Origin of the sequence: Sneathia sp. DSM 16631 (assembly GCF_014892235.1) — a bacterium.
Classification (GTDB): domain Bacteria; phylum Fusobacteriota; class Fusobacteriia; order Fusobacteriales; family Leptotrichiaceae; genus Sneathia; species Sneathia vaginalis.
Map to the genome: position 1 here is coordinate 225,683 of NZ_JADBHL010000001.1, position 18,632 is coordinate 244,314.

13 protein-coding genes and 1 CRISPR repeat array are annotated in these 18,632 nt (G+C 26.1%); all 13 genes read right to left on the reverse strand.

Translation table 11 applies throughout. The features are described from left to right. Positions 1-40 precede the first annotated feature (40 nt). Positions 41-894: direct repeats of the CRISPR family, unit length 36 nt; unit sequence ATCTACAATAGTAGAAATTAAAATATGCTTTCAAAT. A gap of 154 nt (positions 895-1,048) precedes the next feature. After that, positions 1,049-1,321 (reverse strand): CRISPR-associated endonuclease Cas2, encoded by a 273-nt coding sequence (gene cas2 / locus IMK15_RS01135; RefSeq protein WP_046328601.1) that lies wholly within the window; start codon positions 1,319-1,321, stop codon positions 1,049-1,051. Positions 1,322-1,325: 4 nt separating this feature from the next. Continuing rightward, entirely contained in the window at positions 1,326-2,318 is a 993-nt protein-coding gene (gene cas1 / locus IMK15_RS01140; RefSeq protein ID WP_192941580.1) for a type V CRISPR-associated endonuclease Cas1, read from the reverse strand. Further along, entirely contained in the window at positions 2,315-2,872 is a 558-nt protein-coding gene (gene cas4, locus IMK15_RS01145; RefSeq protein WP_192941581.1) for a type V CRISPR-associated protein Cas4, read from the reverse strand. The genes cas1 and cas4 overlap by 4 nt, the downstream gene beginning before the upstream one ends. Before the next feature lie 3 nt (positions 2,873-2,875). Next, entirely contained in the window at positions 2,876-6,622 is a 3,747-nt protein-coding gene (cas12a, locus tag IMK15_RS01150) for a type V CRISPR-associated protein Cas12a/Cpf1 (protein ID WP_192941582.1), read from the reverse strand. 150 nt (positions 6,623-6,772) lie between these two features. Continuing rightward, positions 6,773-7,861: a M20 metallopeptidase family protein gene (locus tag IMK15_RS01155; protein ID WP_192941583.1), complete on the reverse strand. Its 1,089-nt coding sequence runs from the start codon at positions 7,859-7,861 to the stop codon at positions 6,773-6,775. A gap of 62 nt (positions 7,862-7,923) precedes the next feature. Next, a complete protein-coding gene (locus IMK15_RS01160; RefSeq protein ID WP_192941584.1) occupies positions 7,924-9,228 on the reverse strand; it encodes an aminopeptidase C in 1,305 nt (434 codons plus the stop codon). A 12-nt stretch (positions 9,229-9,240) separates the two neighbouring features. Continuing rightward, a complete protein-coding gene (tgt, locus tag IMK15_RS01165) occupies positions 9,241-10,389 on the reverse strand; it encodes a tRNA guanosine(34) transglycosylase Tgt (RefSeq protein ID WP_046328551.1) in 1,149 nt (382 codons plus the stop codon). A 7-nt stretch (positions 10,390-10,396) separates the two neighbouring features. Further along, complete coding sequence (locus IMK15_RS01170) at positions 10,397-12,544, reverse strand: RelA/SpoT family protein (RefSeq protein ID WP_226869148.1); 2,148 nt, start codon at positions 12,542-12,544, stop codon at positions 10,397-10,399. 5 nt (positions 12,545-12,549) lie between these two features. After that, entirely contained in the window at positions 12,550-13,296 is a 747-nt protein-coding gene (locus IMK15_RS01175; protein WP_046328549.1) for an IclR family transcriptional regulator, read from the reverse strand. A gap of 107 nt (positions 13,297-13,403) precedes the next feature. Next, positions 13,404-14,273, reverse strand: coding sequence for a prolipoprotein diacylglyceryl transferase (gene lgt / locus IMK15_RS01180; protein ID WP_192941586.1), 870 nt, complete (start codon positions 14,271-14,273; stop codon positions 13,404-13,406). Further along, positions 14,270-15,112, reverse strand: coding sequence for a D-alanyl-D-alanine carboxypeptidase family protein (locus tag IMK15_RS01185; RefSeq protein WP_192941587.1), 843 nt, complete (start codon positions 15,110-15,112; stop codon positions 14,270-14,272). The genes lgt and IMK15_RS01185 overlap by 4 nt, the downstream gene beginning before the upstream one ends. Further along, positions 15,105-16,019, reverse strand: coding sequence for a tetratricopeptide repeat protein (locus IMK15_RS01190; protein WP_192941588.1), 915 nt, complete (start codon positions 16,017-16,019; stop codon positions 15,105-15,107). Before IMK15_RS01190 ends, IMK15_RS01185 begins: the two co-directional genes overlap by 8 nt. Further along, a complete protein-coding gene (locus tag IMK15_RS01195; protein WP_192941589.1) occupies positions 16,016-18,631 on the reverse strand; it encodes a cation-translocating P-type ATPase in 2,616 nt (871 codons plus the stop codon). Before IMK15_RS01195 ends, IMK15_RS01190 begins: the two co-directional genes overlap by 4 nt. Position 18,632: the final 1 nt, after the last annotated feature.

Consider the following 18,632-nt stretch of genomic DNA (forward strand, 5'->3'; position numbering starts at 1 on the left):
ATATGCTTTCAAATGTTTCATTTGAAATGGGAGAAGTAATATCTACAATAGTAGAAATTAAAATATGCTTTCAAATCCATATCTTAACTCACGATTAGTATTATATCTACAATAGTAGAAATTAAAATATGCTTTCAAATTTCCCTTAACTTAGGTAGTAATGCTCATCTACAATAGTAGAAATTAAAATATGCTTTCAAATTCAAGCCCATACAACTATTTTTTAGCAAATCTACAATAGTAGAAATTAAAATATGCTTTCAAATCTGCGACTTGTGAAGCAACATTTCCCAATCTACAATAGTAGAAATTAAAATATGCTTTCAAATTTAATCTTTGTTGTAAATCTTTAGCAATCTACAATAGTAGAAATTAAAATATGCTTTCAAATTTCCTTCTTCTTTTTCGTACCAGTCCAATCTACAATAGTAGAAATTAAAATATGCTTTCAAATGTTATTACTATTAATAAATCTATTTTCATCTACAATAGTAGAAATTAAAATATGCTTTCAAATAGGTAGAACAACATTAAGATACTACTAATCTACAATAGTAGAAATTAAAATATGCTTTCAAATAAACACTTATAATGAGCGAAACAGTACATCTACAATAGTAGAAATTAAAATATGCTTTCAAATCTGGTAGTTACAATTTGCTTTTTATTATCTACAATAGTAGAAATTAAAATATGCTTTCAAATCTTTTTGCTTATTTAACCTTTGTGTGTTATCTACAATAGTAGAAATTAAAATATGCTTTCAAATAGCTGAAATCTCGGCTCAGTGATAACTATCTACAATAGTAGAAATTAAAATATGCTTTCAAATAGTTGATATTTTAGCTATATTTTTTAATCTACAATAGTAGAAATTAAAATATGCTTTCAAATCCTCCAATGTGATACATCAATAATTACTTGGCTTACACGACACATATTTGCAAACCTTTTTTTTTTGCATTTGAGAGATTTGATTTTTTCGCATTTTAAAAATATTAACACCTTGATTTACAATTTTGAAAGCACTAATATATTATAGCACATATCAGACAAAAAGTATTGATTTTTCATCATTTTCTGCATATCCATATCTAAAAATTTTACAATTTTTAGATAAATTAAATATGTAAACCGAATCTGACTGGTCAAACATTTTCTTATATTTATTATTTATTTCTAAAATTATATTATTTAAAACTGATTGTGCATTATCAATTTCAAACACAGAATACTGAATTCTGTGTCCAAATTTACCTAAAAATTTTGAAAATACTCTTCTTTTTTTATCATTTGATATATCATAACTTATTATAACCATACTTTTATTTCCTAATTATATATTTGGTATATTCTTCTATACTTTTTTCTTTCATAAATGATCTATAAAAACTTTGTATAAAATAAAATATACATTCTTTTTCTTGATCTAGTAATTCATAAAATACTTTAATATATTTTTTATTGCATTCAAATTTTAAAATATATTTATTATCAATTTTTTTAAAATCTTTTTCACTAAACTGTTTTAAATGTATAGATTTTTTTATTTGTGAATCAATTAACGGTCTAAATGGCTCAATTAAATCACATATCAGTGATTTTCGCATATAAAATTGTCTATGTAAAAACCCAAAATAAGTATCAAATCCATAAATCGATACAATTGAATCTATAAAATTAAATAGTACTGTATATCCTATATCTAATATACTATTGATGTAGTCTGATTTAATTCTAGGCATTCTTTTTGAAAAATCTAAATCCTCAAATAAATACTTAAAATATATTTTAGAAACACTTCCTTCATATCCCATAAGAATATTTATTTTACTTAATTCTATTTCATTATTTTTTATATACAATTCAGATAACTTCATAAGTATTTTATCCATATTCTTTATATCTTTTTTCATTTCATCTGATTTTTTTCTAAAACTTTTTAATATACTAATTTGATTTTCAATTTTATTAATTATTAACATCTTGCCTATATCTATCTTATCATACAAATATTGCTTATTCTTTAATTGAGTATTACCTTCTATACCGAAAGAAATAATTGAATATATTTTGAATGTAATTGTCATTAAAACTATATGAAATCCAAACTTTTTAGTTGCTTTAATTAATGGTGTGGTTAATGTTGTATCCCCTATAATATATATACAAAATATATTATAGCAACTACATTGAACTTTAACTTTTAAATCTTTATCTTTTATAACAATATTAGAATTTAAAATACTTATTTTATCTCCTTCAGTTGAAAAAACAAAAATAGTCTTTTTTGCATTAAATATTGGAAAACTTATCATAAAAGACTCCTATCGCATGAAAATGAATATATACATTTTTCACATTTGCTTTTATTATTCGGAAAATATTTTCCCATTTCAAATGAATTTATATTATTTACAATCTCTTCAAATTTAGAAAACATTTCAACATCATCTTTAGGAAGTTTAATATCATATTTCTTATTATCACTTATTGAATATATTTGAAGTTTTTCAACTTTGTAACCCATTTCAATCATGCAAAAATATTGTGCATATAACTGAAAAATATATCCATCATAAATTTCTGAAACTTTATTTTTTCTCTCAATTAATATCATTTTACTCTTATCATAAATATCAATTTTCCCAGTCAGATTATATTTTTCTGAATATACATCTAGTGATGTTATTACATCCTTTCTTGTGGAATATGTATTACTATCTATTGTTTTATGAGCAAATTTACCATTAATTTGATAGTCCATTTGATACATTATAGTGTCCATATCTCCATATAAATTATGAAAATATATGGAGATAGGACAAAAAATATAATCATTTAAATTGGATATTTTTATTGCATTTTCCATTTTTTATCTTCCTTGAATAAATTTCAACCAATCTTCATTACTTAAAAATTTAAATTTACCGTTTTTGTTTAAGTTATCAATCATCAATTTACCTTTTAGTGCAATATTATATGCACCATTTAAATCTGCATCTTTTGGAGTTAGCTCATTAGATTCTTGTGTCATAAAGAATTTGCCATCTTTATTTAATACTGGAGATATAATATAATCAACATCTTTATTTTCATTTCTCATTTTATTTGCTAATTCAAATATATAATAAACTTTTTTATATATTTTATTTTCTAATATATCTTGTTTTAGATTATCAATATTTAAATAATCAATACCACTTTTACTTAAAATATCTTTCATTTCTTGAGTTATGTCTAATGTAATATATTTTTTATCTTTATATATTATTCTTTCACCATTAGTATATATTCTCCATTCTTTCTTTGTGACATTTTTTACTGTCAAATTAAAACTACTCTTTGATAAATTAATATCAAAATAGAACATATCTTTTTCTTTATCATAAGATATTTTATCAATAGCTTTTACTATAGATTCTTCATTATTATTTGATTTTTTTATAATATTTGCATAACCTGTAGTAGGATCTATTTTAGAAGTATATGCTGGATTAGTATAAATTATTATACCTTGTTGAGATACAACTTTAGTAACATTTTTCAATTCTGGTGTTAATTGAAATGCATTTCTAAGTCCTCCCTTTTCATTTTTATCATAATTTTTAAATATTAAGAAATTCAATTTTTCAATTAAAGCTCTTTCGAATTTTTGATATATTTGTTTATCAACTTTTTTTCTTGAATTCTTAAAGCCACCATTTAAATCTTCTAATGTTATGACAGCATTATATTCAATAGCAAGCTTTACTATTTCATGAACTACTGCTGATAAATACCCTGATTTCAAATCCTTTATTTTACCAATTTCACTCCAATTTTTCTTCGCATTATCTCTTTCTTTAGATTTTATTTCTAATTTTTCATTATAATCAACGTTATATTTATCTGATGACTGTATAACGTTCATTTCTTTTTGTAATATAATTTCTCCATTTTGATTTATTATACAAAGACTTATTAAATTTCTTTCACCCCTATCTATACCTATCACATTATATTCATTACAATCCTTTATTTCATTTATAATATTTTTATTAACATTTTTATTTTGTGTTTTTTTATTTAAAGTTATTGGTAGATAAAATAGAAATTTATTTTCAAAATATCTTTTATCCTTTACTATTTCATGGGTAGCTACTTTTATTTCAAGATTTTTTATATTATTTTCTTCAAGTAATTTTGAATAATCTTCATTATTTTTTACTTTTTCGCAAATTTCAATATATACACTATCTGGTATAGTTTTTCTTATACCATTATCCAAATATGTTTTATTTACTAATTTTTCTCCTTTATTGTGAACTATTTTAGGTTTAGATGATGCTATTCTATAAAAGACTTCTGTATTTCCATTTAATTTAAAAACTGGTTTCTTTAAATTTTCATCTGTAAATAGTTCTTCAAAATACATAGTATGTAAATTTTTATTCCCTGTACTGTATGCTGAAAAATCTTTATTATATATTTGGAATAAATATAGATTTTTTTCTTTAACAAGTTTTTTTATTTTATCTTCATCTATATTTACAAATTCTAAAAAGTAAGCTTTTTCCTCTGCATCAGAATAAAATTCCTCTAAATTTTCATACAAATTACTTTCTTTTAACTTTAAAATTTCTTTCTTTGCCTTTTCAAATGATTTATATTTAAGTAAAAATTCTTTACAAAAATCTATCCATTTTACTAAAGATTCTTTTTTAAACTTATTCCCTTTTTTATGTTCCTCATTGTTGTACAACTTTCTTATTTCTGGTGTTATCTCTAAAGGTTCATTGAAATTTTTGCTATCATTTAAAATAACGCTTTCATTTTCTGAAGCATTTTTTACACCATTCATACTAACACTGCATCCAGTTATTGTTTTACTTAATGAATTTTGTGCATAATAATTCATTTTATAGAATCCTGTATCTACACTTGACAAATACTCTTTTTCTTCTATTTTAGACCCATGCTTTAAAATACCTAAATAATATATCCATCTATCACCATTTCTCTTTCTAAACAAAATAATACTATAATCTTTTTCTTTATTTTTATGCCATCCTTCTCCAAGTTGATAATTAGAAAAATTTAATTTCATCTTGTTTTCTATAACTTCTTTTTTTGTAACAAAATTTCTTACCTTATTTAAAACTTTATATGAATATTCAAAAATTTCAAAATTTTTATTTAATATATTATAGAATTCATTATTTATTTCAATTTCATCAGTATTAAAGTCTTTTATAAGTCTACATAAATCATTTATTGATTCTAACATTCCTTTTATTTTCAAAACTTTTTCTTCATTATTTTTAAATTCTATTTTATTATCAATATTTCTATATTTTTCTATAGTTATTTTCACATTTTCTACGACACTACATATATTTTCTCTTATGTAATCTATAATAAGTTCTTTATGTTCTTTTGTTAAATTCTCAAAAATAAAGCTTAAATTAAAACTTTTAATTCCTTTTTCTTTTTCTTTATTTTCTAAATTTGGAATTAATTTTTTAATTTCTTTTTTACTTAATATACCTTTTTCAGTCAAAGATTGTTCAATCAGCATATTAATTGAATTATAATCCCCCAATTTTCTATTACTAATCTCGTTTAATTTCTTTGTTGATATATATATACCTTCAAAATTTTCTAAACTAATTTTTAAAAATTCTTCTTTTAATTCTTCAATATTATCCATACTAATACTATCTATAAAATCATCAATTATTTTTATTACAGATTCAGGTGTTGATAATATTTCATCAACAAATGATTTTGTATCTTCTTCAGTCAAAATTTGTTTGTATAAAGAATTAAATACATTTAGTTTATATTTATATTTTTGATTTATTTCATTTATTAATTCATTTAATCCTTTAACTTTTTCACCATTTTCTTTTGAATAACCTGATAATAAAGTATTATATTTTTCTATATCTACCTGCTTTAAATAACTATTATATTTACTTACATCAAATAAATTATCCATAGTTTTTTCATCAAATTTATTTTCATTTAAATATTTCATTATTTTTTCATCTTTTTTTAATTTTTCGTATAATTCAACATTTTTTGAATATTTTTTAAAATTGTCTATTATCCTATAAATTGCTGATGCACCTTTACCTTCTACTTTAAATATATTTTCTCTATTTTTAAAATATGTTGTAAAATATGTTGTTTTTTTGTTAAATTTTTCTACTTTTCTTTTGTCATCTTCATTAAAATCTGGGCTTTCTTTTATCTTTTCTATAAATCTTCCTGAAAATATACTCACTTTTTTGTCTTTATCTTTAATTTCTGTATGCTTTAAAAAAATTTTCTCAATTTCTTTTTGTAATAATTTAATCTTTTCTTCTATTTCTTTTTTTTCCCTATTTAATAAAGCACTATATAAATCCTTCCAATCAACACTTATTTCTGATAAGATTTTATCTAAAACTTTTAAATAATATTTATTCATTACTTCTTTTGCTTCAAAACTACTATCATACAAGTCTTTATCTTCGTCATAAATAGATTCCATAAAATTTTTTAATGTATCTCCTTGTGGTTTTAATTCAAATCTTAATGTCTTCATTAAAGGAAATTCGTTTTTTATATTTTTTAATTCAAATTTTTTATTCATATTTTCCTCCTATTTTTTTCTTACACATATTATACCCCATTCTCCCCTTATTTCAATACTTTTATGTGTTTTTGTAAACTTTTGAATAAACATTATAATATATAATAAATAAAAAGACCTAGAATCCTTTAAAAATTCTAGGTCACATTTTTATCCTTTTGCAATACATTTAAATAGCCTTATTCCATCCTCTATTACATCATCATTAAATTTGTAATTTTCGTTGTGTATACTTGGACCATCTCCTGTCCCTAACATGAAAAATAGTGATGGACAAAATTTCTTGTAGTATCCAAAATCTTCACTCGCTCTAATAGGCTCGCTCATTTGCATATACTCTACACCATATTTATCTAATACTTTTAAAGTCTTGTTGCATAGGTCAACATCATTATTTGTTTCTGGAAAATCATCATATATTTCATATGTATAGCTATAGCCATCTTCTTTCATTTCTTTAATCTTTTTAATTATTTTCTTCATATCTTTATCACTTGCTGCACGTATAGTTAATGATATTTCACCACTCTTAGGTGAAACACCAAAATTAAGTTTACCCATAGATAAATTAATGATAGTAACTAATACTAAAGATTCAAAATCTAGATCTTCAAATTTACTACTTTTAAATCCAATATACTTTGATAAAGGCTTAACCCTTTCAATGATTTTTGAAATTGCATAGCTGGGATTTAATCCTTTTTCAGGTTCTGATGCATGGGTTTGTATACCGTTTATTTTAATTCTAAGACCTAGTGATGCACATTGTATACATCCTTTACGGTAATATGCTACACCTTTTTTGAAATTAGGCATATTATGTAAACCATATATTTCATCTATGGTATTATCTTTGAATAACTTATCGCATAATTTTGCTCCACCACCATTTTCTTCAGCTGGTTGAAACAAAAATATCACATTATTTAAAGGTCTATCTTCTTCTAGTGCCATAATAGTACCGCACATAATTGCTGTATGACCATCATGTCCACAACCATGAAACATTTCATTTTTTGAATTCATAATAGCATCATGGTCCGATCTAAAAGCAATAGTCTTAGTAGGATTTAAACCTTTCATTTTGGCATAAAACCATCCATCTTCTTCTACAATTTCAACATTTGTATTAGCACGTAAAAAATCCTTGATTAATTTTTGTGTTTTGACTTCATGATGTGCAATCTCAGGACATTTATGTAATTCTTTTCTAAATTCAATTATTTTATTAATATCCATCATTACCTCCAAAAAAATGCTAAAAAGCTAGCAAACTTACATTTACTAGCTAATTTAATATATTAACCTAATGGATCAAAGTAATCTAATTTTATTACTTCCTTATCCAATCCATCTTTAAATTCATCTGAAATATATTTCTTATCTACAACAACTGAGTAATTGTGATCATCAAACCATTTATCTGACATAGAGAATATACCTTTTTTACCTACTTCATCTCCCCAGCTATTTTCAACTTCCCACATTAATGGCTTACCTTCATCATCTAAGTCTACACCAACAAAAGTCATAGCATGTGTCATATATGCTGAATAGTTTAATAATCTATCTACCTTAGAAAATTCTCCTAATTGAGTTAATGTTTTATCATAATTGTATAATTCACTGTCTAATATACCTAATTTTCTATCTGAACTTTGTCCAACATCGCAACCAAACCATACAGGTGCACCATCTTTAATTGATGCTATTGTGACTTTTTTTAGCTCGTCTATAGTTACATTTAGGAATTTACTTGGACCATATTCTATTACTGAGCAACTATATGGTAATTCATACATTCTTCCCTTCATATGTTCTTCTCTAGGATCTGCTACCAATTCAACCTTACTTAACAAATCATCTTTTGCATAAAGTTCCATAAATTCTTTAGGAGTAACATCTTTTATTCTAACAAATTTCTTGTCCTTATCTCTATATTCATATGTAAATTTCTTAGGTGGCATTCCTAATGCTTTAACACAAATATTATATACTTGGTATAGAGTATTATCTTTAATCTTAGATATTTCTTCAGATGTTTTTGCTTTTCTAATTAAACAAGCAGCCCTTTTTAATCTAACATCTAATACTTCATTTAATATATCAGTATTTGATGAATGGAAAGTTTCTGGCATAACACTTTTTGGTACTACACCATACTTAGTAGCTAATCCTACAAAAAAGCTCCAATATCCTCCATCAGATACACACATACTCATAATATGTTCAACTAATCTATCTCTTACAGGTAAATCTTTTGTTTCAATAATATATTCTAAGTATGTATTAGCCTTTTCCATTTTATCAAAAAATTGTAAATATGCTTGTGAAAATTCAAATGTTTCTACATTTAACTTTTCCATAGTATTAACTCTTAGAACGTTTAATGCTGAGAACATCCAACATCTTCCTGATCTTTTTTGATTTGTAATTTCACCTTTTTTAGTTTCATCTGAAAAGACAAATTCATGTTTTTTTACAACTTCTTTTCTTAAACTCGCTTCATTTATACCAACATTAGTAATTGCATCTTGTATTACTAAGTTTGCTTCATTTCCAAGGTATTTACCTTCAAATTTTTCTAATAATTCTTTATTTATCATATTCCCTCCTCATTATTTTACAATAGGTTTAATCCAGTCACTATTAGACCCCATAGTATAGTTTTTAATAAATTCTTCCTTGTATTCCTTAAATCTACCTTCTTCTATGGCTTTTCTAGCTTCTTTTACTAGGTTTAACAAGAACCATAAATTATGGTATGTTGCAAGTCTTTGTGCAAGGACTTCATTAGCTTTAAATAGATGTCTAATATATGCTCTAGTGTAATTTTTACATACATAGTTATCTGAAATATCTAGTGGTCTTGGATCTCTACTATATTTTTCATTCTTTATTACCAATCTACCATATTTTGTAAATACTGTACCATGTCTTCCTATTCTTGAAGGATGAACACAATCCATCATATCTACACCATGTTCAATTGCTTCTAACATATCTAGAGGCTCTCCAACACCCATTAGGTATCTTGGCTTATCTTTTGGTAACTTAGGAGTAATATATTTTAATATTCTATACATATCTTCTGTAGGTTCACCTACTGCTAATCCTCCTATTGCATACCCTGAAAAATCGTCATTTGTTTTATATAGTTCATTGAAGCAATAGTCTCTTAAATCTTCGTATATACCTCCTTGAACTATTGCAAATAGACCTTGCTTATCCTTATTTCTATTTGCATCTATACATCTTCTAGCCCATCTAACTGTTCTATTAATAGAGGGTTCTAGATATTCTCTTGTTGATAACCCTGGTGGGCATTCATCTAGCACCATCATAATATCACTCCCCAGATTATTTTGTATTTCTATAGATTTTTCTGGTGAGATAAAATGCTTTGAACCATCTAGGTGTGAGCTAAAATATGCTCCTTCTTCTGTTAACTTTCTTCTAACCGCCAAACTAAATATTTGAAATCCCCCACTGTCAGTTAGTATAGGTCTATCCCAATGCATAAATTCATGTAATCCACCAAATGTATTAATCAATTCATCTGTTGGTCTTAAATGTAGATGATAGGTATTTCCTAATATTATTTCTGCTCCAATTTCTTTTAGTTCTTCTGGTGTCATTGTTTTAACAGTTGCCTGTGTTCCAACAGGCATAAATATTGGAGTTTTAATATCTCCATGTGGTGTATGTATTATTCCACATCTAGCATTCCCATCTGAGTATAATAATTCGTATCTTACTGGTAACATAACTCTCCTATATTACTTCTACTACATCTTTTATAGATAGTAGATTCTTTCTTAATTTTTCAAAATTATCTTTATTTTTTATCATTATTCTAATAGTCATTACAGCATAATTCTGTCCATTTTCTTCTTTAGAAACAGTTTGCATAAAGACTATATCTAACTTATGTTCGTTAATAATTCTAATTATATCGTAAAGTAAACTTTCACGATTTATTGATTTAACTTGGAATGAATATTCATATTTGCAATTTGAAACTTGTAAAAGTTTTTCATCCCAATATACATCTATTTGTCTATCTGGATCTTTTTTTATTAGTTCAATAATATTCTTACATTCCTTATTGTGTATAACAATACCTCTTGTTTTTGTAATATATCCTGCAATTTCTACACCTGGTAATGGATTACAGCATTTTGCAAAATTAAACATAGTATTGTCTGAACCTGATATTTTAACACCAGATTTATTTTCATTTTTTGTTGCATATTTATTTGCGTTTTCTATAACCTCTTCGACAATATTTTCATAGTCAGTATCGTCATTTTTAGGTTTAAATTTTTGAATAAAAGTATTTAAATTAAGACTATTTGTTGCAAACTTATAGTACAGATTATCAATAGTAGATATATTATACTTTTTCATGTATAAATACACTATTTCATCATCTTCTAATTCCTTGAATTTCAATCCTATCTTTGAAAATTCTTCTTCTAATAGCTCTTGTCCTTCTTTTACTTTGTTTTTAAATTCTAAATCTTTGAACCATTTTTTTATCTTAACTTTAGAGCTATTATTATTAACCATATTAATCCAGTCTTTTCCTGGACCGTTAGTTGCTTTTGATGTTAGTATTTCTACCTTATCTCCATTTTCTAACTTTTGATCTAGTGGCACTATCTTATCATTAACTTTAGCACCTATTGTCCTATATCCTATTTGTGTATGAACTTGAAATGCAAAGTCTAATGCTGTTGAATCTCTATCAAGTTCCATTACATCACCCTTAGGTGTAAAGACAAATATGGTTTCATTTAGGACTTCCCCAGTTACTTCATGGGCAAAATTACCATCTATTATCTTCTTTACAGCTTGATAATACTTTTCATTTTTATCCTTAGTTTTCTTTTCCTTATACTTCCAGTGTGCAGCTACACCTTCTTCAGCAATTTCATGCATTTGTTTTGTTCTGATTTGTATTTCGACTTTTTGGTCTTTTGTATACTCTATTGTAGTATGTATAGATTGATAACCATTAGTCTTTGGTGCTGCGATATAGTCTTTGAATCTACCTGATACTGGAACAAATTTACCATGTACTATTCCAAGAACCATGTAACATTCTTCATCTTTTTCAACTATTACTCTAATTGCTATCAAATCCATCAATTCAGCAAATTTTTTATTCTTTTCTGTTATCTTTTTATATATGCTATATAGATGTTTTGGTCTACCAGTTACCTCAGCTTTAATATGATATTTTTCAAGCTCCTTTTTTATTACTTCTATAATTTCATTAGTTATTTTTATTCTTTCAGCTCTTTTAGTATTAACTAACTCTTTCATTTCATAATATGCTTCTGGATTTAAGTATCTAAAACTAATATCTTCTAATTCAGATTTTATCTTAGACATACCTATTCTATGTGCAATAGGTGCAAAAACATCAAGACATTCTTTTGATTTTTCTATTTGTTTTTCTGGTGTTTGATATTTCAATGTTCTCATATTATGTAGTCTATCTGCTAATTTAATTATGACTACACTAATATCTTTTGACATTGCAACAACCATTTTACGTATATTTTCAATTTGTTTACCTTGCTTTTTAGGTAAATTTCTTAATTTTGTTACACCATCTACTAAAAGTGCAACTTCTTTCCCAAAACTATATTCTATATCCGTTATCGTAATTAAAGTATCTTCAACTACGTCATGTAAAAGTCCCGCTACTATCGTATCAGTATCCATTTTCAAATCAACTAAAATTTGAGAAACTTCCAAAGGGTGTATAATATATTCTTCACCACTTTTTCTATATTGTCCTTTATGAGCTTCTCTTGCTAGAATATATGCTTTCTCTATTTTGTTCATATCTAATTCTTTGTTTAGTTTACATTTTTCACAAAGTATTTCATATGCATCTTTTTGTAACATAATGATCATCCTTCTATTATAGTTGATATTTCTTCCTTACATTGTTTTAATTTTTCAACATAGTATGCTTTACCTTTGGTATCATCTAATGGTATAGATATACTAATAGCTCCTACAATTTCGCCACTTAACGTATGTAGTGGTACACCTATACAATATACCTCTAGCTTGTATTCCTCATACTCTGTAGAATATCCATTCTTTCTAATTCTTTTTAAATCTTGTAGCAATGTATCATAATTAGTAATTGTTCTTGATGTGTACTTTATTATCTCAGTATCGTTCCAAATTTTTCTAATTTTTTCTTCTGGTAAATATGCAAGTATTGCTTTACCTGATGCTGTACAGTACATTGGTGCTCTTTTACCTATTTTTGTTTGACTCATTACTTCACCATTTTTTAGTGGTGTATATTTATCTATATACAAAATTTGCGAACCATCTTGTATTACAAGATGAATAACTTGTTCAATTTCATTTGCAAGTTTTGTAATTATTCGTTTTGCTTGAGTTATGAAGTCAAATCTTTGTACAACTCTATTACCTAATCTAAACATTTTAAATGTTAGTGCATATTGTTTGTTAGGCAGTTGTTTTATATATCCATTTTCTTTTAAAGCTTTTACTATTCTAAATACAGTTGCCTTATTAAGCCCTGTTTTTATGCTAATCTTAGTCAAACCTATAGTTTCTTGTTGCGATACTACTTCTAGTATACATAATGCTCTGTCTAGACTTTGTAATGAAGACATAGTTTGATCCCTCCAACGAATTACTTACCATTACAATATCATAAAATGACTAAAAATGCAATAAAAATAGGAGCAAAAGCTCCCATATACTCTTCTAATATTTAATACTATTTTGATTTTTTTCTATTTATTACACTTATTCCTATTATTCCTACTATTATCATTATTATACTAATAATATATGGCATCTTTATACCACAAAGCATTAAATCTTCTGCTCTAAATGTACTTACAAATATTCTAATTACTGCGTACATTATTAAGTATATGAATGATAATATTCCTTTTTTATATCCTTTTTTTCTAAAATAGAACCATAGTAGGAAAAAGGCAATAAGGTTAAGGATTAATTCATATAGCATAGCTGGATGTAGTGGACAAGTAGGAAATTCCATACCTGCTGAAGTATTTTCAGGAAATACTACACCCCATGGAACGACTGGTTTAAACTTCATTTGTTCTTTTAAAGGTAAGCTATTATACATTTGCCACCATTTTGTAAAAGTACCAGTAAATATTACTTTTAATGGTGTAAATGTAGGTACACCATGTATTTCTCCATTTGCAAAATTTCCTATTCTACCTAATGCTTGCCCAAGTATAAGGGGAGAAACTGACATATCAGTTAGTGCAAAAAAAGATTTTTTCTTTATTTTACTAAATATCATTATACCTATTAATCCACCTATTATGCCACCATGTATAGCAAGTCCACCTTTCCATACAGCTGGTATATCTAATAGATTATTACGATAGTATTCAAATCTAAGTAATACATAGTATATTCTAGCACCTATAAGGCCTGAAAATAGGGCAGTAAATGCAAAATCTTCTACTAATTTTGGATCATCTATTCCTCTTTTTATAGCGACATCATCTCTTTTTGCAAGGAAAATTGCTGTGAATAACGCTAATATATACATAAGACTATATATCCTTAATTCAAAACTTCCTATTCTAAATAGATATGGTCTCATTTTAATCCTCCTAATTCTTTAAATACAGCCCTTGTCAAATCTATTCTATGACTTGGTTTATCTGAACCTAATATTATTTCATATAGTTCTTTTTGGTTGTTGTTATAGTAAATACAAATATTATACTTTGAAGCATTATGAAATCCTGTTTTTATACCCTTTACATTTTCTATTACACCTAGTAAATTATTTGTATTCTTTATTTTCTTATCCCCTACTTCATCATACTTTCTTGACACTATATCTTTTAATATTGGATAATTATTTATTAAATATTTTGATAATACATACATATCTCTTGCACTACCAACGTCCATACCCGTATTTGTATACTTTGGTGGTAAACCATATGATGTAAAATATGTAGTATCTTTTAAACCAATTTCTTTTGCTTTTTTATTCATAAGATCTATAAAGTTTGGAGAAACATAGTCTTGTAACGCTTTAGCTGCTGCATTAGTTGATCTAATTAGCATTAGTCTTAATAAGTCATATACTGTGTATTCTTCATTTTCTTTTAGCTTTACACCATAAGGTATTTGTGAAACTTCTTTTGTAATACAAACCTTATCATCTAAATTTTTAACATTATCCATTACAACTATTGCTGTCATCATCTTAGTTAATGATGCTAAAGGTATTTTTTTATCTATATTATCACCTACTAGTATTTTATCATTATCTGCTAATAGATATGAAAAATATATATCATCATTTTCCATTTTTAGATATGATAAGCCTTCAGTATATTTACAGCTATTCTTATCATATAGGTCACATCTCAATTTAGAATATGAAATAGTAGACAATATGACTAAAAAACATATCCATTTATTCAACGTTATAACTTCCTTCTCTATTATTATTTATTTCTTTAATAAATCTTTTTGCTTTAGCATCTCCATTTTTTACAGCAATATTTAGCCACTTATTTGCTTCATCATAATTTTTAATATTTGCATAGCAAACTCCTATGCTTATAGCGACTTCCTTATTACCTCTAGCATATTGTTCTTTTAAGTGCTTGATTGCTTTTTGAAAGTCCCCAGTGTTATATGCTATAACGGCTAGCTCATAATTAGCTTCTTTTTGCCCATTGCTATTAGCAATTTCAAACCACTTACTAGCATTTTTTATATCTCTTAACTTTACATATTCATATGCAGTATACAAAGATGCTGATTTCATACCATTTTCATATGCCTTTGAAAAATTATATGATGCTTTTTGATGATCGTTTTTTTCACTAAATTTAGCAGCTAGTTTGTAGTAGTAAATTGCAAGATAATCTCTTTTCTTAGGACTTTCATTTAATTTATCTATATACACCTTAGCCTTATCAAGCATATTCTTGTTTAATAACTCTACTATTTTTAATTTTAAAACCTCGTCTATATTTTTCTTTAAACCTAAATCTATATATTTTTCCATTTCCTTGATATTATTTTTGTCCTTATAGTATTTAATAGACATTAGTATAGCCTCAGAATTTCCAGTCTTTGCAAGATCTAAAAAGTTTACTTTTTTATCATTTGTTGGAACTTCTTCTTTTTTCTTACTTTCAACATTTTCTTCTTTTTTGTCATTAGTTAAACTTTCGACTACTTTTGACTCCATATTTCCATTTTTTAAAATTTCAACTGGAACAACTTTTTTATCATCTTTTGGTACATCACTTTTATCATCATATTTTTTACAACCTACTATGAAAAATATCAGTGATGCAATAAATATATATTTTCTCATCTTTCTTTTTGAACCTTTTTTATTATTTCATTTAATATTAATGGTATTATTACAAATAGGACTACAATATCAAAATCAAAGAAGTTTAAATTTGTAACACAAAATGCTTCAGCTAAAAATGGTATTTCAGTTAAGGCTATTTGTAATACTATCCCTACAATTAGAGAAATATTTAAATATTTATTCTTAAATATTCCTACCTTTAGTACACTTTCTCTGTCACTTCTCATTGTAAATGCATAACATAATTGAGAAATTGTAAGGACTATAAACGACATTGTTCTTGCATACGCTAAATGATTGTATGGTATAGAATTAATGTCCGATAATATATTTAAGTCTATTCCCTTTTCTTTTAGACCTATATAAAAGGCTAATAAAGTTAATATCCCTATAGACATACCTCCTACTATTGTTCTAAGTAATGCCCCATGTGAGAAAAAGTGTTCATTTTGTGGTCTTGGTTTTTCACACATAACATCTGTAGATGCTGGGTCTACACCTAGTGCCAATGCTGGAAGCGTATCTGTAATTAAATTTATCCACAATAACTGTGTTGCAATAAGTGGTAGTGGCCATCTTAATATTGTCGCTACAAAAATAGAAGTAACTTCTCCTAAATTACATGATAATAGGAAGATTATAGCCTTTTTAATATTGTTATATATATTTCTACCTTCACTAATTGCAGTTACTATTGTTGTAAAATTATCATCGGTTAATATCATATCACTAGCACCCTTAGCTACATCAGTACCTGTTATACCCATACTTACACCAATATCTGCTATTTTTAAAGAAGGTGCATCATTTACACCATCACCTGTCATAGAGACAATATTACCTAATGATTTTAGTGCTTTTACAATTCTTACCTTATGTAATGGTGAAACTCTTGAATATACCTTATACTTACTTACAATTTCTTTCATTTGTTCATCTGTATACTCATCTAATTTTTCACCCATTATACATTCATCTATATTACTTGCTATACCTAATTCTTTCGCTATTGCAAAAGCTGTGTTTTTATGATCTCCTGTTATCATAACTATATTTATACCAGCTTTTTTAGCTTTGATTATAGAGTCTTTAACTTCTAATCTTGGTGGATCTATCATACCAACTATACCTACTAATACTATATCTTTTTCAAAATCTGAAGCTGGTATTTTTTTATCGGTCTTTTTGTATCCACTTGCTAGAACTCTTAATGCCTTGTCAGACATCTCATTTGACTTATTTACTATTCTTTCTTTTATATCTTCTGTCAACTCTTCTTCTCTACCATTTATTAGAACTTTAGTTGATACTTTAAGCAAGCTATCTAATGCTCCCTTAACATATACAACATAGCCCTTATCTACAGTATTTAAAGTAGAAGCCATTTTTCTATCTGAATCAAAGCTAAATTCATCTATTCTTTTTTCTTCTTTTTCTAATTCTTCTTTTATCTTTTCATTCTTTATACCATATGCAATTAATGCTACTTCTGTTGGATCTCCAAGTTCTTTACCGTCTATAATAGTTGCGTCTGAAGATAATACCATAGATTTTATTAACATATCTTCAGTATTATCAAAAGTAAATGTATCTACTACTGTCATCTTATTTTGTGTTAATGTTCCTGTTTTATCTGAACATATATAGTTAACAGAACCTAGTGTTTCAACAGCAGGCATCTTTTTAATTATTGCATTCTTCTTAGACATTCTTGTAACACCAAGAGCTAGAACTATTGAGATTATAGCGACTAAACCTTCTGGTATAGCAGCTACTGCTAAACTTATTGAAGTTATTAGCATATCAACAATATTTCTGCCTTGTATTGTTCCTATTACAAATATTAATATGCATATTATTATCGCAATATATCCAAGATATGCACCTAATTTATTCATTTTTTTCTGTAATGGTGTTTGTTCTTCTTTTACTTGTAACAATTTTGCTATATGACCTATTTGTGTGTCTGTACCTGTTTTAACTACTACACCTTTAGCTCTACCATAACTTACTAATGTTGACATAAAAGCCATATTTGTAATATCTGCTAATTGTGTATTTTCGCTTAAAATATCATCAGCATTTTTTTCAGCTGGAACTGATTCTCCAGTAAAACTACTTTCATCTATTTTTAAGCTCATAGTTTCTATTAATCTTAAATCAGCTGGTATAACTCTACCAGCTTCTAATAATACTATATCTCCTTTAACCAAGTACTTTGACTCAATTTCTACTAATTTAGAATCTCTTAAAACAACAGCCTTAGGGCTAGTCATTTCTTTTAAAGCATTTAATGACTTTTCTGCTTTTAACTCTTGCACTACACCTACTACAGCATTAATCAAAACGACTATAAGGATAATTACTGCATCAGTTATTTCCTTATTCACTACTACAGTAATGACAGCAGAAACTAGCAATACATAAATCATTACATCATTTATTTGTTCAAATAAAAGTTTAAGTATAGATTTTTTCTTTTCTTCTTCCAGCTTATTATATCCATATTTTTCTAATCTAAGCTTGGCTTCATCACTTGTTAAACCTGTATTTTCATTAGTTACAAGTTCTTCTAAACACTTATTCTTATCTAAATTAAAATATTTCAAC

Bases quoted from the DNA above. Each gene is read 5' to 3' on its own strand.
- cas2 (WP_046328601.1), bottom strand. From the start codon at position 1,321: ATGGTTATAATAAGTTATGATATATCAAATGATAAAAAAAGAAGAGTA.
- cas1 (WP_192941580.1), bottom strand. From the start codon at position 2,318: ATGATAAGTTTTCCAATATTTAATGCAAAAAAGACTATTTTTGTTTTT.
- cas4 (WP_192941581.1), bottom strand. From the start codon at position 2,872: ATGGAAAATGCAATAAAAATATCCAATTTAAATGATTATATTTTTTGT.
- cas12a (WP_192941582.1), bottom strand. From the start codon at position 6,622: ATGAATAAAAAATTTGAATTAAAAAATATAAAAAACGAATTTCCTTTA.
- IMK15_RS01155 (WP_192941583.1), bottom strand. From the start codon at position 7,861: ATGGATATTAATAAAATAATTGAATTTAGAAAAGAATTACATAAATGT.
- IMK15_RS01160 (WP_192941584.1), bottom strand. From the start codon at position 9,228: ATGATAAATAAAGAATTATTAGAAAAATTTGAAGGTAAATACCTTGGA.
- tgt (WP_046328551.1), bottom strand. From the start codon at position 10,389: ATGTTACCAGTAAGATACGAATTATTATACTCAGATGGGAATGCTAGA.
- IMK15_RS01170 (WP_226869148.1), bottom strand. From the start codon at position 12,544: ATGTTACAAAAAGATGCATATGAAATACTTTGTGAAAAATGTAAACTA.
- IMK15_RS01175 (WP_046328549.1), bottom strand. From the start codon at position 13,296: ATGTCTTCATTACAAAGTCTAGACAGAGCATTATGTATACTAGAAGTA.
- lgt (WP_192941586.1), bottom strand. From the start codon at position 14,273: ATGAGACCATATCTATTTAGAATAGGAAGTTTTGAATTAAGGATATAT.
- IMK15_RS01190 (WP_192941588.1), bottom strand. From the start codon at position 16,019: ATGAGAAAATATATATTTATTGCATCACTGATATTTTTCATAGTAGGT.